Consider the following 19,484-nt stretch of genomic DNA (forward strand, 5'->3'; position numbering starts at 1 on the left):
CAGAAAACTCCCGGGACCACGATTCGACGTCGCTGATGACCACACATCACAGCCAACCATCCGACGCGAGTTGATCACAACCTGTCGTTGTAGTACTAGTAGCCCACCACTCTTGTGCGCTGCTTGAAGCTCACGAACGGGGCCTGGCGACCAAACTTGCGCGAGATTTTGGCAGAGAATCCCCACTTCTCAGCGACTTTCTAATCTATTCCGACATGACCACGAGCCCAGACGGAGAGCACGTATCGATAGATGAGCGACTAAAAGAAATTAGGACGCGATATGGACGCGAACACCTCGTGACTCGCTCAATCAACATTTCCTCACCAACTCTATTTCGTGCCGTCAATGAAACAAAACGACGCATCGATATAACTCCAAAAAGAAAGGCGCGAGAGCAAGATAAATGGTTAGCAAATAGCCATAGCTAAATTCCCATCCTTTTTCAAATACCAGAACGCTGGAGAGCTTTACTCCAGCGTTCCCAAATCGGCTTAGTCCACTCCCGGTCAACGTCATACGAGAATGCCAACAGCCCCTCCATATGTTCAACGAAACCTATCATTGAAGCATATTTTCGATGCTTCACGTGATCCGCAAGGCCAAACTTTTCCACCCCTCTAATATTCTCAAGAATCCTTTTTCGTGAATCAACCGGAAGGCGCACTCGTTGACCATCGACCAACAATCCAAGAACGATCATTCTCGACCCAGGAGTCACAATTCTCGTTTTTTGTTTATGTAGCACGAAACCCCGACTATTCATCAGGTGCGCCACTTCTCGAATTAATGAGGCGACGTTCTTGCGATGAAATTCATCAATTGACGAAAAAGTCATATCATCTGCATATCGTGTATAGGTCAGTCGGCGTTGCTTCGCCAGATCACAGAGCATGATATCGACATCCCTCATAACAAGGTTTGCTAGAGCCCCACTGGTAGGACTTCCCTGGGGCAAGAATCCCAGTCGCCTTGAGTTTGAATATGAATAGATGACGCGATATTTCTCTGATCCAGAATCAGATCTGTATTGATCCTTATGGGAAGCGCCAATTCCAGGGCGGGTACATAGGCGAGCCAACTCAAAGGAAACAAGATTCTGATAACCTAGACCACAAAATACCCGATAGACCATCGTTTCATCGACGCTGCCAAAAAAGTTGTGGAGGTCGAGCTTAACCGCCCATCGGGCGCCTACGTGGCGAGTGGCACACTTTACTATTGACTTTCTCCGCTCATATGCATAGCTGGCACTGTGGGCTGGAACTTGATTCAAGATGTTTGCGAGCATCCATCGATGGACAGCTAGTAGGGGCGGGTGCGGTGAGGATATTACCCTCCGCCCTTGCAGAGTATATTCTTCATAAGGGTCGGTCTGCCTCGCCACGATGCTGCGTAGGTAACTACGTTGGACACCGGTTAGATGCGCAAGATGCTTGAGGCTTAGGACTGCCTCTAGCCCACGAGATTCAACCAAGCTCGCGTGTTCAATTGCCCGCTCGATTAGATCAGGTGAGTGGCCGGCCGCAATCCCCGCGCGCCGATAAAGATGAGGGGAGTCAGTAATCATCTACCTTTGATGCCCATCCGACTCGACCTTCGTGGGAAGGTCAGGCCCCAGGCACACTTAGGGGTGCGCCTGAGCTTCCCACGGAGGCGGTCGTGAGCTTGTCCGGAGCATCCAACTACGCCGAATGCCCGAGCAACTACGAGGTTACTCTCATCGTGTCCATACACGAGGTATCGGACAATACTAGATATTTCTGACTCCCCTCAATGTTTGAGGATAGTAGCTCCGGGTCGATCCCTTCAACTGGTAACGGGAAGAGGAGGAGATCCTAGCTTCTGCCAACTCAGCGTGACCGGCATCAGTCAGCCTGTAGTCGATATCGATCAATTGACGTTGCTGCAATTGACCGACAAGACGCGAACAGTCCGGAAGAGTCTGCCCAAGAGCAATTGCTAGCCTTTCCACCGTTCTTGCTCCTCGATGTATAGCCTCTAGAGTGAGTATCAACTGCACACTAAATTCGCTCAGCTGGCGACTCTGCATTTGCGAGCCGAAGCGCGCATCATAAGCCTTCATCGCTAGCAGTCGTCCCAATGACTCAGGCATCGTACGCCTGGGGAGAAGAGCGCTCCAAGCATCACGCTGTCCTCGCCCGCTATCCTGCCAGATAACGCAAGGGATATTATTCGGAATCGAATGCTGCATCAAGAATAGACCTTTTGATTCATTCCAACCCAATGCATATCTACTCCTCAGTCTTGGAGAGGCGTATTGACGACAAATGCGAATAACTTCATTTCTCTGGACATCCGACCAGCCTATCGATTCGAAGTTGTGTGCCATGAATAGCACAGACACGTGATCCACGCTACGTGCCCGCTCGACAACCTTCTTTCCCAATGGAGTAGCAGCCAAGAGGATGACATGGATACGAACCCAGCCAAACGACCGCCAACTTCTGATCGTCGCATTTCTCGTCAGAAGATTGGCCGCTTTGACTACCTGGTCACCAGATCCTGCAAAGTCACTCACTAGTACAATAGAACGACAACGCTTAGTACGCATATCGTCCAGCGTACTGTTCGGGGAAAGTAGGTCGAAAGACCGGCCATGACGTGTTCTGAATTCTCGAATGATGTTCCCGCAGAGCGATTCACTGCCCGCTTCTACGGAAAACGGGGCACCGGGAAACACGTTCTCAAAAGCCACTGAGCTGTTCTCCTCAGCTAAAACTTCTTCGAGCGATGACCCGAATTGAGCAAGCTCACGTCCAGTTCTAGCGGCGATCACAATGGCTGGCTGCTCTATCCTTTCCTCCCCAAAGTCGATCTCAAGGAGTCGAATCAACCCGGTTCGGAGGGTACTCTCCTCAACATATTGAAGGCTGTCGAGAAGCAGAGCCGCAGCCGATCGGTCTTGAAGTGCAAAATTCTCAAGCCACTCTTTGCATGGCTCGGTCGCGCTAATTTTCATTCCCTCCCCTTTGCCGAATTCACTCGCCAAGCCTTTATGTTAAGAAATGATGGGCAGTCTTCTTCAAAGTAATGCATTATCCGCTGTGCATGGAAAAATCCATCAACTTGATGGAAATGTCCTCTCGATTCAACCATTTCACCTCTTTCGACTCGCTACTCGACGTGAGGTGGCCGTTAAGCAAGGACGCGATAAGAAGAATCGAGAATTCTTGGCGGACTTCGTTGTTGCTGGTGTAGTGGATGACGTGTTTGGGGTCGTTGTAGATGCCTACCAGCTCGGTGATCTCTACGTCGATGCCGGTTTCTTCTTTGGTTTCGCGGATGGCGGCCTGGGGGACGGACTCGCCTAGGTCGATGGCTGTGCTGGGGAGGGCCCAGTTGTCATTGTTGGTACGGGGGATCATGAGGGTCTCGCCTTTGTCGTTCTCTACGACGACGTTGACGGCTGGGACGAGGCTGTTGGTCTTGGGGTCGTCCTCGTAGTCGATCCTGCGGCCCGTGGCTAATTCTCTGGTATGGGTGTGGCGGTCTCCCAGACTCGTTCGAAGCTTTCTATGTAGGTGTTCACCAGGTCTCCGCCGGCTATACGTCGCAGGTGCCAGACAGGCGCCAGCGGAGCCGTGATGCCGTACACGTGGGTGTTGACCAGGAGCTGGTCGTCCGCACGGTAGATGGAGTTGTAGAGGACCGTTCGGTGGTAGCGGAACTCGACGCCGTCCAGTTTGCGGAGGTTCTTGTAGAGGACGAGGGCGTTGTGGATTTTGGCGGCCATAGCGTAGCCTACGCCCTCGTCTGTGCCCGGGTCGGCTACTTGGGGGCTCTTGGGATCGCCGAGGAGGATCCGGACGCGTACGCCCGCTTTGGCCTTGTCCGTGAGGGTGCGCTGGATGTCGCTGTCTTCGGAGAGGAACAGGTCGGCGTAGGCCAGGACGCCGATCTCTTCTCTGGCTGTGGCGAAGAGACGTCCCCATGTGTCTCTTGGGACCGATGACCGGTGCGGGTAGATCGTCACGAGTTCGCTGTTGGACGCTGCGGTCACTTGTTCGTTGGTGAGCGCGTCCGGCCAGAGGAAGGTTTCGTCCACGCCCAGGCGCGATGCCACTGCGTAACGGTGTCGCCGGTAGGGGGTTCGGTCTTTGGTGATCCACCGTTCGACCGTTTTGTAGTCCACGCCGATCGACTCGGCGAGCGTGGCGACAGTCATCCCCTGCTCTAGCAGGGTGGCGCGTAGGCGTTCGTTCGGCATGCACCCGTCCGGATTCAAGGACGTCCCAGGACGCCGTCAACCCTATGAGGACGTCTTGAACACGTCCAGTCATGTAATGATCTCGTCCCGCAGGTCAGGCGCATTCTCGTTCTCGTCAGCCCACGACCGTCCGGACCGCCCCGCCGGATACGGGCCTTTCGAGAGGAGTTGATCTCCCATGATCCTCGTCCTGGCCTTGGTCGTCGGCGTCTTCCTCGCCGGTTCCACCTGCGAATCTTCACCATGCTCGTCATCGGCATCCACTCCGAGGGACACCGCGCTCTGCGCAGGGGCGCCGCGTCCTCGCGGTCCGGTGGCGCGTCCCGGCGCCTGCTCAGCACTCACACGTGCGACGACGTCCCGGCCCGCGTCTCGGCGGGGCGGTGACCGTGCGCCTGCCTCGCATCCTTACCGGCCACCTGTGTGCGTGCGGTGCTCGTGTCGAGCCCGGCAACCGCAGGCGCCGCAAAGACCGCGCCCGCTGGGTGCGGCGTGAGCACGGCTCGAGGGCGTCCACTGCCGGCGCCAGCTCTGTGGGTGTGGTTTGGCGTGTTGGTTGTTGTGATGGGGGCGGGCCGCGACAGATGGGGCGCGGGTGCGGGGGCGCTCGGACGTGGCTAGTGGAACGATCACTCTGTTGGTCTGGGGGGCTTGCGCTGGTTGGCGGTGAAGCGGGCCTTCTTCTGGCGATTGCCGCATGTGTTCATCTCGCACCATTTGCGGGTGCGGCTTTGGCTGGTGTCGAAGAAGGCGGCTTGGCAGGTCGGGGACGCGCACAAGGCCAGTTTTCCTGATCGTTCGCCGGCGATGATGCTGATCGCGTCGGCGGCTATCACGCCGAGGGCGTCCTCTACGCGGGACGCCGAGCCGAGGCGCCATATCCGCTTGCCCTCGGGCGTCAGGATCGCGGCGGCCCGGGCCTCGGCGCTGCGGTCGTTGATGACCTGGAGAGCGGCCGCGGGGAGAGGCTTCTGGAGCGCGGCCGCCGTCGCGGCTGCGTGGATCGACTCCCTCAGTTCGCGGGCTAGGTCGAGCTGGGCAGTGGTGCAGGAGTCCACGGCCAGGCCGTTCACCGCCAGCCAGTCGACGAGTCGCTGCGGTGTGGGAATGCGCTCCACGGCGTCGCCACGGCGCTCCGTCAGAGTCGCCGTGAAGCTGGTCGCCAGGACGCTGCCGAGGCGAAAGTCGGGGAACCCACCGCGCATGGAACCATCTTAGCCGGTTGCACGCCGGTGGGTCCCATGTTAGAACCGTCTTAGCCGGTTCCGCGATGGCCAGGAGGTCTCATGCCCCGCCCGAGCAGCGACGTGCACGTCTTCGAAGCCCACGCGACCGACGTCGAGCTCGACGATCTGCGCGCCCGGCTCGCCGCGGCGCGGCTACCGGAGGCCGAGACGGTCCGCGGCGCCGCGTCCGGTGCTCGCCGATGGGATCAGGGCGTTCCGCTCGCCGACCTCGTCGATCTCGTGGACTACTGGCGCACCGGGTACGAGTGGCGGTCGTTCGAAGATCGCCTGCACCGCATCGGCCAGTTCCGCACGACCATTGATGATCTGGGGATTCACTTCCTGCACCGCCGATCCGCGCGCGCGGACGCCACTCCCCTGATCTTGACGCACGGCTGGCCGGGAAGCATCGCCGAGTTCGTCGGCGTGGTGGACGAGCTGGCGGATCCGGCAGACGCGGACGCACCGGCGTTCCACGTCGTGGTCCCGTCGCTTCCGGGCTTTGGTTACAGCGACAGGCCGGCCGCCACCGGGTGGGGAACCGAGAAGATCGCCGCCGCCTGGGTGGAGCTGATGGGACGGCTCGGCTACGGCGAGTTCGCAGCCCACGGCGGCGACTGGGGAGGCACCGTCACCACGGTCCTCGGCGGCAGGTTCCCGGAGCACGTTCTCGGCATCCACACGACGTACGCGGAGGCGCCGCCCGGGTTGACGACGGACGGGCTGACGGCGGCCGAGCGGCTGTGGACCGAGGAGACCCGCGATTTCTGGCGCCACCGCGCGGCGTACGCCAAGCAGCAGGCGACGCGGCCGCAGACCATCGGCTACTCGCTCGTCGACTCACCGGTCGGGCTTCTCGCCTGGATCCTCGACAAGTTCGCCGAGTGGTCGGACACCGAGGACGGCCCGTTCGAGACGATCTCAAGGGACGCCGTTCTCGACGACGTCACCCTCTATTGGCTGACGCGGACCGGCGCGTCGGCGGCCCGCATCTACTACGAGAGCCATCACTCGCTCGACCCCGAACTCCGGGTCGACGTCCCGTCGGCGATCACCATGTATCCCCGGGACGTCGACAAGTGTCCGCGTCCCTGGGCACAGGAGCGGTACCGGCAGATCGTCCGATGGAGGTCGCCCGAAAGCGGGGGGCATTTCCCGTCGCTGGAGGTCCCCGAGTACTTCGTCAAGGATCTGCGAGAGGGCCTCGCGGCGGTGCTGGCCGCCCGCCGGTGAACGCGGCTCGGCGACTCGGCGCTCTATGACCGGCCGCCGTGACTTTGTATGACGTACTAAATCAGGTCCACCGAGCATGCGGCGACCGCACTGATACACCTGGTCGAAGTTGATCCCCCGCTTGATGTACGACTATATTACGTCATACAAACTGGGAAGGAGATGGGATGCCGCTGTCGCTGGGGCGCCACCTCGCCGAGCGTGAGACGGCCCTGGTGCCGTGCGCGGCGAACATCGGAGGACGAACCGTCGAACCCTGTGGGCCGGTCGCGTGAGGACCATCGACGTCGCCGTCGCCGACGATCTGGCCGAGGTAGTGGAGCTGCTGAACAGCGTGGCGGACTGGCTGACCTCCCGGGGCATCAACCAATGGGCCTCCAGGTTCAGCGCCGAGCAGATGGCGCCGATCATCGAGCGCGGCGAGGTGTACCTGGTCCGCGAGAACGGATCCGCGATCGCCACCGTCACCGTCTCCGCCAACGGCAACTCCGAATTCTGGACCGCCGAGGAGCTCGCGGAACCGGCGCGCTATGTGGCCAAGCTGGCCACCGCCCGCGAGCACGCCGGGCAGGGGCTGGGAGAGCTGCTGCTCCGCTGGACGATCGACCTGGGCGCCCGCCAGGGCGCGCGGTGGATCAGGCTCGACGCGTGGCGCACCAATTACCGGTTGCATGATTTCTACCGCGGTGCCGGCTGGTCTCATCTGCGCACCGTCGAGCTGGAGCACCGCAGGTCCGGCGCCCTTTTCCAGCATCCGGCCGTGTCCGACCCGCAGGCCCGGAACGCCCTTCCCAAGGCTTCCCACTAGCGGCAGGGGGTCGTGCAGGCCCTTCGGAACTGAACAAGAGCCATGCGGTCGGAGACCGCATGGCTCTTCCGTCTGCCCCTCCGCCCAGTCGCCGGCGGCGGTCTGCCTGGTGAGTCCTCGGGGCAGACGTCCGGGTGGGGGGCGAACCCTCATCTGGTGGTCCTCCCACGGGCGCCGGCCCGTGGGAGGACGATCTCATCCGGGCAGATCGCTCGTCTCGGCGTCGGAGCGATCGACCTCGAGGGTGTCGGCGAGCAGGCCGCGGGTGTAGGGATGCTGCGGGGCGGTGAGGACCGCCTCGACCTCTCCCGACTCCACGACGCGTCCCTGGCTCAGGACGATGACGCGGTCACCGATGCTGCGCACGACGGCGAGGTTGTGGGTAATGAAGATCATGCTGAGGCCGTCGTTCTGCAGGGTCCGGAGCAGCTCGACGACGGAGGCCTGGACCGAGACGTCGAGAGCCGAGGTGATCTCGTCGCAGATCAGGAGCGAAGGGTTGCAGACGAGAGCACGGGCGATGGCCACCCGCTGACGTTGACCGCCCGACAGCTCGGCGGGGTAGCGGTCCGCGAGCCGCCACGGGATCTCCACGCGCTCAAGGGCCTCCTTGGCCTTGTCGCGGGCCGCCTTGCCCCGTTCTCCATAGAAGTGCTTCAGCGGGACGACCACCGCGTTCGCGATGGTCTCGCGGGGGTTCAGCGAACCGTAGGGATTCTGGAAGACGTACTGCAGTTGCTGTTTGACCTCTTTGCTCCGGTCCCGCAACCGCGGCGGAAGCGGCTTTCCGTCCATCTCGAAGATGCCGGACTGGTCCTCGTGAAGCCCGATCAGACAGCGGGACATGGTCGTCTTGCCGCTGCCCGATTCGCCCACGACTCCCAGGGTCTCGCCGGGCGCGACGTTGAACGAGACGTCGAACAGGACCTGGGTCCGGCCGTATGAGGCGTTCAGGTTCCGTACGCTGAGGACGGAGCCGCTGTCTTCTTCCCTGCTCTCGACACGGGGCAGGGGCTCCTTGACCAGGCACCTCTGGTTCTGCAGAACGTGTTCGACCCTGAGGCAGCGTGCCGAGCTGCCGGTGGACGTGGCGACCAGCGGGGGCGCCGAGTCACGGCAACGGTCCTCGACGAAGGCACAGCGGTCCGCGAACACGCAGCCGTCGAACTTGGCCCCCGCCGCCGGCGCCCGGCCGGGGATGGAGACGAGCGGCAACCGCTGACGCGTCGACGGTACCGACTCGAGCAGCGCGATGGAGTAGGGGTGCGCGGCGGAGAGCAGGACCTCCTCGCGCGATCCGGTCTCCAGGACCTGCCCGGCGTACATCACGGTCACCAGGTCGCCGACGGTGCCGACGACCGCGAGGTCGTGCGAGACGAAGACGGAGGCCATGCCGTTGTCCGCGCAGAGACCGGCGACCATCTCCAGGACCCTCGCCTGGGTGGAGACGTCCAGGCCGGTCGTGGGCTCGTCGAAGACGATCAGTTCCGGCTTCTTGCCCAGCGCCATGGCGATCGCCACTCGCTGCTGCTGGCCGCCCGAGAGCTCCTGGGGGTGACGTCGCAGGAAGGCGTTGTCCGAGGGCAGGCCGACGGTCTCGAGGACTTCGCGGATCCTCGGCAGGTTCTCCTTCTTCTCACCGAGCATTCCCTCGGTCAGCTGGGCACGGATCGTCAATGCCGGGTTGAGCGCCGTCGCGGGGTCCTGGGGCACGAAGCCGATGAGCTTCTTGCGCGCCTCGCGCAACTCGTTCGGTGAGAGCGCGAGCAGGTCGACACCGCCCACCACGACCTTGCCGCCGGTGATGTTGGCACCGGCCTTGGCGAAGCCGAGCAGCGCGAGCGCGACCGTGCTCTTGCCCGAGCCCGACTCGCCGACCAGACCCATGACCTGGCCGCTCTCCAGGCCGAACGACACGTCGTCGACGATCACACTGCCGTCGTCGAGGGCAACGGTGAGCCCGGTGACTTCGACCGCCTTCATGAACGAGCCCCTTCGGTGCGGCCGATGACGCGCGCGGCGCCCTCGGCGAAGAGATTGCCCCCGATCGTGAACAGGGCGACGCAGACGGCGGGAATGAAGACGGCGAGGGGCTGGATGGCGAGGCCGTCCTTGTTCTCGCTGACCATGAGGCCCCAGTCGGAGGCGGGTGGCTGGACGCCGAAGCCGAGGAAGCTCAGGGAGGCGAGGCCGACGACCGACCACATGAGCCGGAGGCCGGTCTCCACCAGGAGCGGGGAGGTCACGCTCGGCAGCACCTCCCGCATGAGGATGCGGCTGGACGAGAGCCCGATCGTCCGCGCCCACATGACGTGCTCCCGCCTGATCACCGGACGTGCCGCACCGCGCATCACGCGCGCCATCCCGGGGGTGAGGCCGATGGCCACCAGGACCACCAGGATCAGCCGGCTCGGCCCGACCATCGAGATGAACAGGATCGCCATGATGATCGTCGGGAACGTCAGCATCACGTCGACGACCCGCATGAGGAGCGTGTCGACGATCCCGCCCGCGTAGGCCGCGATCAGCCCGATGGCGGTGCCGAGCGCGACGCCGCCGAACGTGGCGGCGATGGCCATCCAGGTCAGGTTGGCGCCGCCGCTGAGGATGCGGGAGAGGATGTCCCTGCCCAGCGAGTCGGCGCCGAGCAGCAGGCCGTCGCCGGGATCGGCGTAGGGCTTGGCGAGGACCGCGGTCGGCGAGTGCGGCGCGAAGAAGGGGCCGAGGACCGAGAAGAGGATCATGACCAGCAGCATGATCAGCCCGAGCCGGGTCCGAGGGGAGGTGAGGATACGGCGGGTGAGATTCCTGGGCGGAGCCTGGACCCCTTGCTCCCTGGGTCGCGTTCGGATCATGGCCGCACGCTCCTTCGTCTGTTAGCGGGACTTGTTCAGGGTTCCGAGCAGGTCGGCGAGTTGGTTGAAGCAGAAGAACGCGGCCGCCATGAGCATGATGATGGCCTGGACCATCGGCAGGTCGTGGCCGGCGACGGCGTCCACCAGCGCCGAGCCGATGCCCGGATAGGCGAACAAGTACTCGATCACGACCGAGCCCGCGATGGTGTAGGCGGCCATGATGCTCGCCGCCGGGATGCTGGGTGCGAGCGCGTTCGGCAGTGCGTGCAGGAACAGGATCCGCCGCATCGACAGGCCCTTGATGATCGCGAGCTGCACGTACTCGCTCTCCAGCACGTCGATGAAGGAGACGCGCACGAGGCGCGAGAGGTAGGTGACCCCGACGAGCACCATCACGGCGAGCGGCATCACCAGCTGCCGCGGATGCTCCCAGGGCGCGTCGCCCGGAGGGATCAGCGAGACCGGGGGGAGCACCTTGAAGACGACGGTGCCGAACAGGGCGATCACGAGGCTGCCGATGACGAAGTCGGGGGTCGCCGTCACGATGAGCGAGGTGCCGAGGTAGGCCCGGTCGAGCAGTTTGTCGCGGAAGACGGCCGCGAGCAGGCCGATCACGAGGGACAGCGGGATGATGAAGACCATCGCGATCACGGTCAGCGTCGCGGAGTTGAAGATTCGTTCGGAGAGCAGCTCGGACACGGGCTGGCCGCTGACGATCGAATCGCCCATGTTGCCGGTGAGGACGTTGCCCAGCCAGTCGAGGTACTGGCTGAGCAACGGCTGGTCGAGACCCAGGTTCTGATTCAGCTGGGCCACCTGCTCGGAGGACGCCCCGGGCCCGAGGATGATGTGCGCGACATCGCCGGGCATCGCCTGCGTCGCCACGAAGACGATGACGGAGATGCACCACAAGGTCACCACGCCCGTCAGCGCGCGCCGGGCGATGGGCCACGCCAGGGCGGCTCTTCGGGAGCGGCTCGGGGGCGGGGCGGCCTCGAGCGCTTTTTCGGTCATCGTCTCAGTTGCCATTGCAACAATCCCGTTCAACGTGTCCGGTCGTCGTTTGGGCCGAGGGGTGTCCGCCCATGACCGTCCGGCCGGAGCGATTCCGGGGGCGGGCACTGGCGCCGTCGCCGGAGCTCGCGGGCAGGTCCTCATGCGGTCGTTCTCCACCGGCGGGGCACCCGCCGGCGGAGACTCCGTGTCGGCGGAACCCGGAGCCGCCCCCTGCCGAGTCCAGCTCAGGGGAGGGCGAGCTCCGGTCCGCGCGACACCGAACTACCTGCTCAATGGTCGATGGTGACCTTGGTGAAGTCGTACAGGTTCCCCGAGGGGAACTGCGGAACGAGGCCGTGCACCTTCGAGGAGTACACGCTCACCGTGGGGTTCGTCGCGGTGAGGATGGTCGCGCCCCGCTCGTACTCGATCTTCTTCATCTTCTTCTGGAGATCGCACTGCTCCTGTGCGTCGGACGTAGCGTAGAGCTTCTTGGCCAGTGCCTCGAACTCCGGGTCGTGCCAGTGCTGGTGGTTGAGCACGTCGTCGTTGCTGATCATCTCGGGCACGCCCTCCAGGTAGGGACGCGTGTCGTACCCGGTGTAGAAGGTCCGCTTCCCCCACTTCTCGAGGTAGGCGCCCAGCTCCATCTTCTGCACCTTGATGTTCACGCCGATCTTCTTGGCGTCCTCGGCCAGGATCTGGACCAGCTGGAGCATGCCGGGCTTGTTCGCGCCGGTCTCCAGGTCGATGCTGAGGTTCGACTTCCCCGCGTCCGCGAGCAGCTTCTTGGCCTGGTCGAGGTCCTGGTCCCGCTGGGGGACGTCCGGTACGCAGCGGTCGAAGCCCGAGTAGTCGTTCGCCAGCTCTCCCAGGCCGTCGAAGGCGTTGGAGAGCGCGAGCTTGCGGTTCAGGATCAGACGCATCGCCTGGCGGACCCGTACGTCGTTGAAGGGCGCGGTGTCGGCGCGCATGCCGATGCTGACCTTCAGGTTCACATCGCTCTTCATGACCTTCAGGCCCGGCGTCTTCTCGATCGTCGGGAGCGAGGTCTGCAGGATGTTGGAGCTCGCGTCGATCTGGCCGCCGATCAGCGCGTTAGTCGAGGCCTCCGCGGTCTTGAAGCTGATGATCTTGACCTTGTCGAGCTTGGGCTTGGTGCCCCAGTAGCCGTCGAACCGCTTGACGACCGCCTCCCGGCCGGCGGTGAACGAGACGAGGCTGAACGGCCCCGTCCCCATCGCCTGCTCGGGCTTGGAGTCCTTCTTGTAGAAGATGATGTTGCTGTTGGAGACGGCGAACTCGAACGGCCCGTACGGCTTGGGCAGCTTGAACCGCACCGTCAGGTCATCGACCTTCTCGATGCCCTTCGGGTCGATGAAGTCGATGTAGTTGCGCTCGATGAGCGCGTTCTTCTTGTCGAGGACCCGGTTGAAGACCGCGATGACGTCGTCCGCGCCGAACGCGCTCCCGTCATGGAACTTGACGTTCGGACGGAGCTTGACGGTCCACTCGGTGTTGTCCTTGTTGTGCGTGATGCCGGTGGCGAGCGCCCACTCGAAGCCGCCGTCCTTCGTCCGGTGGGCGAGCGGCTCGTACAACGAGGCGTTGCGCACGTAGAAGTCCTGCGACCTCAGGTTGGAGTAGGGGTCGATGGTCGAGATCGTGCTGGCGACCACGCCGACGCGGACCATGCCCCCGGAAGCGGCGCCCTTTCCCTCCGCTGAGTCCGAAGAGCATCCGGCAGCGAGGCTGACGACCATGGTGGAGACCACTGCGGGCACGAGCATCCGGGGATATCCCTTATGCACTTTGTGCCCCTTGTTCCCCTTACTGGCCAATCGACTCAACATCCTTCCTCCTCGGGAAGACGCTGGTGGGGGTGGGATGGGAGCTCTTGCCCGGAACGAGATCGGTCGGTGCCCGTGGGTGCCGCGCTCCGCGGACCTGCGCGGACAGAAGGTCGTCCTGTCCGATCGAGTCTGGCAATTTTGTATGACGTACTAGATCAGACATACTGGGTCGCGTCAACAGCAGAGAGCGGACAAGATGTGCCGAGAAGCTCGCGTTATGGCTGTTGACCGGCGGTCTAGGCGCACAGCCACCGGACGGATACGCCCGGTGGAGGTTGACCTTGGCAGAGATGTACGACTATGTTACGTCATACAAAGTACAGAGGAGATGGCATGCCAGAGACCGAACCGAACCTGCGGATCGACCGCCCTGCGGAGACCGTTCCGCAGCTCGTCGTGCGCACGGTGCGGCAGGCCATCCTCGAAGGCGTGCTGCCGCCGGGGCGCCGGCTCACCGAGCGGGAGCTCATGGAGCTCACCGGCGTGAGCCGAACCTCGATTCGCGAGGCGGTCCGCCATCTCCAGGCGCTCGGGCTCGTCGAGACGTCGAGCAGCCGGGGCGTGCGGGTGGCGGTGCTCGGCAGCGACGACGTCCTGCAGGTCTACGAGGTGCGCGCGGCGCTGGAGTCCGAGGCCGCCTCGCTCTTCGTCCAGCGGGCCACCGACAGCGAGGTCCTGGAACTGGTCAAGCTCACGCGACCGGGCAGGAACGCCGACGACCAGCTCGCCGCGATCTACCATTTCGACGAGCTGCTGCTGGCGGGGGCGAGAAACGCCCTGCTGGAGTCGATCCTCACGCCGCTACACGCCCGCATCCACGCGCTGCGTCGGCTGTCGCTCACCGTTCCCGGACGCCGGGAGAGGTCCGACCAGGAGTACCGCGACATCGTCGCGGCGATCACGGACCGGGACGCCGATCGCGCCGCCCAGCTCGCCCGGCAGCACGTGGAGGCCGCCAAGGAGGCGGCGCTGGCGGCCCTGGCGAAGCTGGAAGAAGAACGAACCTCGGGAGCATGACCCGCCTGGGCGGGTGTCGGTTCGCCGTGTGCCCGGCCTGACCGCGCAGCGCCGTGCCCCGAGGAAGTCGCGCCCGACCACCACGGGCAAGCAATGGCCAACCGACCGGAGAGACGCATGCAGCACGAGCCAGCTGAGATCGCGATCGTGGGCGTAGGGCAGTCGGACTTCCGCGCGCTCTACGCCCCCACGGACCGGCCGCGGGACGCCTACGCCCTGGCCGCCGGCGCCCTGCGGGAGGCGATCGACGACTGCGGAATCGACAAGGACGAGATCGACGGCCTGCTCTGCTCCCGCGTGGAGTACGGCCGGCTGGCCACCGTGCTCGGTCTGCGAAACCCCCGTTTCGTCCACGATCTCGAAGGGTCGGGCCGCATGAGCGGCGTCGCCCTCCAGGAGGCCGTCGCGCTGATCGCGAACGGCGCGGCCGACGTGGTCGCGTGCGTCTACGGCAACAACGGCCGGTCGGCGAGGATGCGATACGGCGGCGAGGGCGGCGGCCCGACCGTCGCCTACGACGAGATGTACGGCATGACCTCGCCCGGCGCCTACGTCGCCATGATGTACCAGCGGTACCGGGGCATGTACGGGGCGTCCGAGGACGCGCTGGCACCACTGGCGATCAACAACCGCCGGCACGCCGCGCTCAACCCGGCCGCCGTTCTCCAGAAGGAGATCACCCGCGAGGACTACCTGGAGTCCCGGTTCATCGCCGAGCCGCTGCGGCTGCTCGACTACTGCCTCATCAACGACGGCGCCGTCGCCTTCATCGTGACCTCGATGGAGCGCGCGAGAACGCTCCGCAAGCCGCCGGTGCGCGTGGCCGCGACGGCGGGGATGGCGCACATCACCAACTACTACACGGCGGAGGACTTCTTCTACTCCGCCTGCCAGGACGTAGCGAGCCGGCTCTACCGGCAGACCGGCATCGCGCCGGAGGAGGTCGACTGCTTGCAGATCTACGACAACTTCACGCCCACCATCGTCTTCACCCTGGAGGGCTTCAACCACGCGCCGCGCGGCGAGGGGTGGAGCTGGGTGGACGAGGAGAAGATCCGCCACGACGGCCCGCGTCCGCTGAACACGGCGGGCGGGCACACGAGCGAGAGCTACATGCAGGGCTGGGCGCACCACGTCGAGTCGGTGCGCCAGCTGCGCGGCGAGGCCGGCGCCCGGCAGGTTCCCGGCTGCAGGACGGTGCAGTACATGTGCGCCTCGCCGATCGTCACCTCGCACATCCTCACCAACGACGAGGCGGTCGCGCGATGAACGCCGAGAGCTACGAGCGGCTGCTGCCGGAGATCACCCCGGAGAACCGACCGTTCTGGGACGGGCTGGCCGAGAACGAGCTGCGGCTGCAGTGCTGCGACGCGTGCGGCGAGTACCGCTTCCCCGACAGCGAGGTGTGCCCGCGCTGCCTTTCCGGCTCCTTCAGCTGGCGCGCGGTCAGCGGGAAGGGGCGGCTGTGGTCCTGGATCAGGATGCACCAGAAGTACTTCGACGCCTTTGACGAGGTCAGGCCGTACCTGGTGGCCTACATCAAGCTCGATGAGGGCCCGGCCGTCATCAGCACGCTCGGGGAGACGCCGGACGATCTCGCCATCGACCTGCCCGTCCGGGCCGTGTTCGAGCCCGGCTTCAGCGAGCGGACCGTCCTCAAGTTCACCGTCGAGCGTCCGGAGCCCGTGGCATGAGCGCGAACACGAGCGAACCGCTCGTCCTGCATGAGGACCTCGGCGACGGTGTCGCGCGGCTCACCCTCAACCGGCCCGAGAAGCGCAACGCCATGAGCCGCGCCGCGAGGTCGGCGCTGCTGGACGCCCTGGACGCCTGCCACGGGACGGCGAAGGTCATCATCCTGACCGGTGCCGGCAGCGCCTTCTGCTCCGGCATCGACCTCAAGGAGGCGGGCCAGGAGGGCACCGGGGCCGACGACACCGTCGAGGGCAGGCGGACGAGCTGGCACGCCGTCCAGGAGAAGATCCGGCACCATCCCGCGATCGTCATCGCGGCGGTCAACGGGTTCGCCCTCGGCGGGGGCGTCACGCTGGTCAACTCCTCCGACCTCGCCATCGCGGCCCACGAGGCCCGGCTCGGAATGCCCGAGCTCGGGTTCGGCCTGTACCCCGGGCTCGCCGGGCCGTCGACCCAGCTGCGCCTGTCCCCGAAGCGCGCGGCCTGGATGGTGCTGACCACCGACCGCATCAGCGGCACCACCGCCGCCGAGTGGGGACTCGTCAACGAGGCGGTTCCGCTGGCCGAGCTCGCCGACGCCGCCGTCGAGCTCGCCCGCCGGCTCGCGCGGTTCGACCCGGTCAGCCTCGACTGGTCGAAGCGGGCGCTGCACGAGATCCCCCAGCACATCTCGGACTGGACCACGGCGCTGCGCTACGGCGAGGACCTCCGCGCGCAGATCCAGGCCCGAAGCGACGTCCTCTCCGACGGCGCGGCGACCTACCGCCGGGCCGTGGGCAAGAACGGAGAGCGATGACGGCGCCGCCTTTTTCCAGCAGTTTCCTGTACTGGATCGCCCTCGACTTCCACAGCACGGACCCGGCGGACCTCGCGCGGTTCAACCGGTTCTACGACGAGACGCACATTCCCGAGGTCCTCGGGAGGTATCCGGGCTTCGCGTCCGCGCACCGCTACGGCCTCCAGGTGCCGGACGAGCGGGGTGACTTCGGCGCCGCGTACCTGGCGGCCTACGAGGTCGAGGACGAGCGGGCGGCCGACGCGTACCTCGCCCAGACGACCTCCCCTCCGGAGACCCGTCCCAGCTACAGCGCCGACCCGCCGCTGTGGCCCGATCTGCTCACCCATCGATGGCGGGTGATCTACGAGAAGGTCGCGGAGACCTCGCCCGCGACGGGCACCCCGGAAGCGATCTACATCATCGGGATCGACCCGCCCGCGGACATCGGCGACGAGCTGGCCGAGTTCGACGATTTCTACACCAACGTCCACCTGCCCGAGGCGACGGCCATCGGCGGCTTCGACCGGGGAACCCGGTACGCGCTGCGGCACACGCTCGAGTACCCGGAACCCGGCTGCCCGCGCTACCTCGTCGTCTATGAGCTGGCCACCGCCACCGACGAGCGGATCCAGGAAACGCTGCGCCTGCTGAGGGCGGGAACCTGGACCCCGGGCCCCACCTCCTGGACCAGGCACACAACGCCGTGGCGGCTCTGGTACCGGAACATCTCGTTCACTCCACGGGCGCCGTCGCCGGCTCAAGCGACCGCTCGGCAGCCTTGATGAGGGGAAGACATGTTCATCCTCGACACCCAGATCCATATGTTCCTGCCCAACACCCCGGACCGGCCCTGGCCCGACATCGGCGAGAGCTACACCGGGTCCCCTGAGTCCACGCCGAAGCAGATCCTGCCCAGGATGGACGAACTCGGCATCGACGCCGTGGCGATCGTCCCGGCCATCTGGGCGGGCAACGACAACTCGCCGCAGCTCGCCTGGGCCGCCGAGCACCCCGGCCGGTTCGGCGTGATGGGCCGCTTCGACCTGTGGGATCCGGACCGGGAGCGCATCGAGCGCTGGTTCGACGACCCGTGGATGCGCGGCATCCGGATGAGCTACCCGGACTTCCGCGGCCGCGACTGGATCGACGTCGACACGTTTCCGTGGTTCTGGGAGGCCGCGGAGCGGCTCGGCATCCCCCTGATGCTGCTGATCTACGGCCCCGAGGTCCGCAAGGTCGCCGCGATCGCGGAGCGGCACCCCGACCTCCGGCTGATCGTCGACCACATGGGCCTGATCATCGGTGACCCGGTGACCCAGGATCTCTGGGCGCACATCGACGACATCTTCCCGCTCGTGAAGTACCCGAACGTCTACATGAAGTACTCCGCGATCCCCGACTACACGGCCGAGCCCTACCCCTATCCGTCGCTGACCCCGACGCTGCGCCGTGTCTACGACGCCTACGGGCCACAGCGGCTCATGTGGGCCTCGGACACGACGCGGGTGCGCGGGGCGACCTGGCGGGAGAACCTCGACCACGTCCGGTACACGCTCGACTTCCTCAGCGAGGAGGACAAGGTCTGGATGCTCGGCCGGACGGCGGCCACGGTGCTGAACTGGCCTCGTCCCGAGGGCGGCTGGGAGTGGGAGCGCACCGACGCGGGCGCCACCGAGGCGGCGCGTTAACCGATGAGACCACCAGACGAGGATCGGAACGGCGATCGGCGGCGCGGCCCGGACGCGGCGCTGCGGGTCGTCGAGCTCTCCGGCGGCGTGGCCGCGAAGGTCTGCGGCCGGCTCCTGGCCGGGTTGGGACACGACGTGATCCTTTGCGAGCCGCCCGGCGGTGACGCGCTGAGGACGCGGCGGCCCCTGGACGAGCACGGAGTCGGCTTCACCTTCTCCAGCCTCGACGCCGACAAGGGCAGCGTGGTCGCCGACCTGGACACGGCGGACGGCCGGGCGACACTGGACGGCCTGCTGGAACGTGCCGACCTGCTGCTCACCGACCTTGCCCCCGCCCGGGCACGCGCCATCGGCCTGACCGCGTCGCGGATCCGCGACGCCTGGCCGGGCCTCGTCGCCGTGAGCATCACGGCGGCGGGCCTGGACGACCCGCGCTCGGACCACCCCGGCGACAGCCTGCTCGCCGAGTCCTACGGCGGCCTCGCCTCGATGATCGGCGAGCCGGACCGCTCCCCGCTGAGCCTCGGCGGGGAACAGACGGCGCACGCCGCCGCCTTCGCGGGCTTCTTCGGCGGCATGCTCGCGCTCCGCCGCCGCGCGCTGACCGGGCGGGGCGACGTCGTCGATGTCGCCCTGTGCGACGTCGCGGCCTACATCGACTGGAAGAGCGACATCGAGACCACCGTCGCCGCCACCGCGCCGACGCGCACGGGGGCCACCGCGGGGCAGTGGCGGATCGTCCCCGCGGCCGACGGCTGGGTCGGCGTCATCTTCCAGCCCGAGCAGTGGGACCTGCTGATCGAGCTGGTCGGCGAGCCGGAGCCCGCGCCGGGCTCGGCGCCGCTCGATCCGGAGCAGGTGTGGCCGTTGATCGAGAAGTGGGCGGCACGGCTGCCCAAGCGGACGATCTACGAGCGCGCGCAGGCGCTGGGACTCGCCGTCGGTTTCAGCGCCGACCTGGGCGACCTGCGCGACGACCCGCAGTACGAGTCGCGCGGCTTCTTCCGCGAGCCGCAGCGGGACGGCAGAACGGTCGCGCCCGTCGGGCCCCCGGTCCGCGCCGCGGGGCTGCCGTGGCGCTCCGGGCCGCCCCCGGCGCTCGGC

18 protein-coding genes and 1 pseudogene are annotated in these 19,484 nt (G+C 65.4%); 10 read left to right on the plus strand and 9 right to left on the minus strand.

Going from position 1 to position 19,484, the window contains the following annotated elements; translation table 11 throughout:
• Positions 1-445: 445 nt before the first annotated feature.
• From E1291_RS44925 to E1291_RS27130, 4 genes and pseudogenes are all read right to left on the minus strand, one after another.
• The gene (locus E1291_RS44925; protein WP_131740914.1) at positions 446-1,570 is read right to left on the minus strand and encodes a reverse transcriptase family protein; all 1,125 of its coding nucleotides are present in this window, start codon (positions 1,568-1,570) and stop codon (positions 446-448) included.
• A 183-nt stretch (positions 1,571-1,753) separates the two neighbouring features.
• Positions 1,754-3,013 carry a phosphoribosyltransferase-like protein gene (locus E1291_RS27120; RefSeq protein ID WP_131740915.1) on the minus strand — a complete coding sequence of 420 codons (1,260 nt, stop codon included), beginning with the start codon at positions 3,011-3,013 and terminating at the stop codon, positions 1,754-1,756.
• Positions 2,980-3,521: pseudogene (locus E1291_RS27125) on the minus strand (NUDIX domain-containing protein). The gene E1291_RS27120 and the pseudogene E1291_RS27125 overlap by 34 nt, the downstream one beginning before the upstream one ends.
• Positions 3,488-4,231, minus strand: coding sequence for an XRE family transcriptional regulator (locus tag E1291_RS27130; RefSeq protein ID WP_131740916.1), 744 nt, complete (start codon positions 4,229-4,231; stop codon positions 3,488-3,490). Before E1291_RS27130 ends, E1291_RS27125 begins: the two are co-directional and overlap by 34 nt.
• A 243-nt stretch (positions 4,232-4,474) precedes the next feature.
• Between E1291_RS27130 and E1291_RS42285 the strand changes: the two genes are divergently transcribed.
• Positions 4,475-4,618, plus strand: coding sequence for a hypothetical protein (locus E1291_RS42285; protein ID WP_165495305.1), 144 nt, complete (start codon positions 4,475-4,477; stop codon positions 4,616-4,618).
• A gap of 242 nt (positions 4,619-4,860) precedes the next feature.
• Here the strand turns inward: E1291_RS42285 and E1291_RS27135 are convergent, their stop codons facing one another.
• Positions 4,861-5,436, minus strand: coding sequence for a CGNR zinc finger domain-containing protein (locus E1291_RS27135; RefSeq protein ID WP_131740917.1), 576 nt, complete (start codon positions 5,434-5,436; stop codon positions 4,861-4,863).
• An 81-nt stretch (positions 5,437-5,517) separates the two neighbouring features.
• Here E1291_RS27135 and E1291_RS27140 point away from each other — a divergent pair, with 81 nt between their 5' ends.
• Entirely contained in the window at positions 5,518-6,690 is a 1,173-nt protein-coding gene (locus E1291_RS27140) for an epoxide hydrolase family protein (RefSeq protein WP_131740918.1), read from the plus strand.
• Between the two features lie 271 nt (positions 6,691-6,961).
• Positions 6,962-7,498, plus strand: coding sequence for a GNAT family N-acetyltransferase (locus tag E1291_RS27145; RefSeq protein WP_131740919.1), 537 nt, complete (start codon positions 6,962-6,964; stop codon positions 7,496-7,498).
• 195 nt (positions 7,499-7,693) lie between these two features.
• On the opposite strand, the gene E1291_RS27150 is transcribed toward E1291_RS27145, so the two are convergent.
• The 4 genes from E1291_RS27150 to E1291_RS27165 form a co-directional block, all read right to left on the minus strand.
• A complete protein-coding gene (locus tag E1291_RS27150) occupies positions 7,694-9,481 on the minus strand; it encodes an ABC transporter ATP-binding protein (protein ID WP_131740920.1) in 1,788 nt (595 codons plus the stop codon).
• Positions 9,478-10,353, minus strand: coding sequence for an ABC transporter permease (locus E1291_RS27155; protein ID WP_131740921.1), 876 nt, complete (start codon positions 10,351-10,353; stop codon positions 9,478-9,480). The genes E1291_RS27150 and E1291_RS27155 overlap by 4 nt, the downstream gene beginning before the upstream one ends.
• A gap of 21 nt (positions 10,354-10,374) precedes the next feature.
• Positions 10,375-11,367, minus strand: coding sequence for an ABC transporter permease (locus E1291_RS27160; RefSeq protein ID WP_131740922.1), 993 nt, complete (start codon positions 11,365-11,367; stop codon positions 10,375-10,377).
• A gap of 272 nt (positions 11,368-11,639) precedes the next feature.
• Positions 11,640-13,139 (minus strand): ABC transporter substrate-binding protein, encoded by a 1,500-nt coding sequence (locus E1291_RS27165; protein WP_165495306.1) that lies wholly within the window; start codon positions 13,137-13,139, stop codon positions 11,640-11,642.
• Positions 13,140-13,535: 396 nt separating this feature from the next.
• Here E1291_RS27165 and E1291_RS27170 point away from each other — a divergent pair, with 396 nt between their 5' ends.
• From E1291_RS27170 to E1291_RS27200, 7 genes are all read left to right on the plus strand, one after another.
• Positions 13,536-14,219 (plus strand): GntR family transcriptional regulator, encoded by a 684-nt coding sequence (locus E1291_RS27170; protein ID WP_165495307.1) that lies wholly within the window; start codon positions 13,536-13,538, stop codon positions 14,217-14,219.
• A gap of 117 nt (positions 14,220-14,336) precedes the next feature.
• Positions 14,337-15,488 (plus strand): thiolase family protein, encoded by a 1,152-nt coding sequence (locus tag E1291_RS27175; protein ID WP_165495308.1) that lies wholly within the window; start codon positions 14,337-14,339, stop codon positions 15,486-15,488.
• Entirely contained in the window at positions 15,485-15,913 is a 429-nt protein-coding gene (locus E1291_RS27180) for a Zn-ribbon domain-containing OB-fold protein (protein WP_131740926.1), read from the plus strand. The genes E1291_RS27175 and E1291_RS27180 overlap by 4 nt, the downstream gene beginning before the upstream one ends.
• Positions 15,910-16,710 carry an enoyl-CoA hydratase/isomerase family protein gene (locus E1291_RS27185; RefSeq protein WP_131740927.1) on the plus strand — a complete coding sequence of 267 codons (801 nt, stop codon included), beginning with the start codon at positions 15,910-15,912 and terminating at the stop codon, positions 16,708-16,710. Before E1291_RS27180 ends, E1291_RS27185 begins: the two co-directional genes overlap by 4 nt.
• The gene (locus tag E1291_RS27190; RefSeq protein WP_131740928.1) at positions 16,707-17,474 is read left to right on the plus strand and encodes a DUF4286 family protein; all 768 of its coding nucleotides are present in this window, start codon (positions 16,707-16,709) and stop codon (positions 17,472-17,474) included. The genes E1291_RS27185 and E1291_RS27190 overlap by 4 nt, the downstream gene beginning before the upstream one ends.
• A 12-nt stretch (positions 17,475-17,486) precedes the next feature.
• The gene (locus E1291_RS27195; RefSeq protein WP_131740929.1) at positions 17,487-18,380 is read left to right on the plus strand and encodes an amidohydrolase family protein; all 894 of its coding nucleotides are present in this window, start codon (positions 17,487-17,489) and stop codon (positions 18,378-18,380) included.
• A gap of 3 nt (positions 18,381-18,383) precedes the next feature.
• Positions 18,384-19,484: CoA transferase (locus tag E1291_RS27200; RefSeq protein ID WP_131740930.1), on the plus strand; the 1,101-nt coding region annotated here is incomplete at its 3' end.

It is taken from the genome of Actinomadura roseirufa, from assembly GCF_900659635.1.
Lineage (GTDB): Bacteria > Actinomycetota > Actinomycetes > Streptosporangiales > Streptosporangiaceae > Spirillospora > Spirillospora roseirufa.

Coding starts and splice junctions, on each gene's coding strand:
- E1291_RS27195 (WP_131740929.1), top strand. CDS start 17,487: ATGTTCATCCTCGACACCCAGATCCATATGTTCCTGCCCAACACCCCG.
- E1291_RS27160 (WP_131740922.1), bottom strand. CDS start 11,367: ATGACCGAAAAAGCGCTCGAGGCCGCCCCGCCCCCGAGCCGCTCCCGA.
- E1291_RS27190 (WP_131740928.1), top strand. CDS start 16,707: ATGACGGCGCCGCCTTTTTCCAGCAGTTTCCTGTACTGGATCGCCCTC.
- E1291_RS27155 (WP_131740921.1), bottom strand. CDS start 10,353: ATGATCCGAACGCGACCCAGGGAGCAAGGGGTCCAGGCTCCGCCCAGG.
- E1291_RS27180 (WP_131740926.1), top strand. CDS start 15,485: ATGAACGCCGAGAGCTACGAGCGGCTGCTGCCGGAGATCACCCCGGAG.
- E1291_RS42285 (WP_165495305.1), top strand. CDS start 4,475: ATGCTCGTCATCGGCATCCACTCCGAGGGACACCGCGCTCTGCGCAGG.
- E1291_RS27130 (WP_131740916.1), bottom strand. CDS start 4,231: ATGCCGAACGAACGCCTACGCGCCACCCTGCTAGAGCAGGGGATGACT.
- E1291_RS27165 (WP_165495306.1), bottom strand. CDS start 13,139: ATGCTCGTGCCCGCAGTGGTCTCCACCATGGTCGTCAGCCTCGCTGCC.
- E1291_RS27140 (WP_131740918.1), top strand. CDS start 5,518: ATGCCCCGCCCGAGCAGCGACGTGCACGTCTTCGAAGCCCACGCGACC.
- E1291_RS27150 (WP_131740920.1), bottom strand. CDS start 9,481: ATGAAGGCGGTCGAAGTCACCGGGCTCACCGTTGCCCTCGACGACGGC.
- E1291_RS27175 (WP_165495308.1), top strand. CDS start 14,337: ATGCAGCACGAGCCAGCTGAGATCGCGATCGTGGGCGTAGGGCAGTCG.
- E1291_RS27170 (WP_165495307.1), top strand. CDS start 13,536: ATGCCAGAGACCGAACCGAACCTGCGGATCGACCGCCCTGCGGAGACC.
- E1291_RS27135 (WP_131740917.1), bottom strand. CDS start 5,436: ATGCGCGGTGGGTTCCCCGACTTTCGCCTCGGCAGCGTCCTGGCGACC.
- E1291_RS44925 (WP_131740914.1), bottom strand. CDS start 1,570: ATGATTACTGACTCCCCTCATCTTTATCGGCGCGCGGGGATTGCGGCC.
- E1291_RS27185 (WP_131740927.1), top strand. CDS start 15,910: ATGAGCGCGAACACGAGCGAACCGCTCGTCCTGCATGAGGACCTCGGC.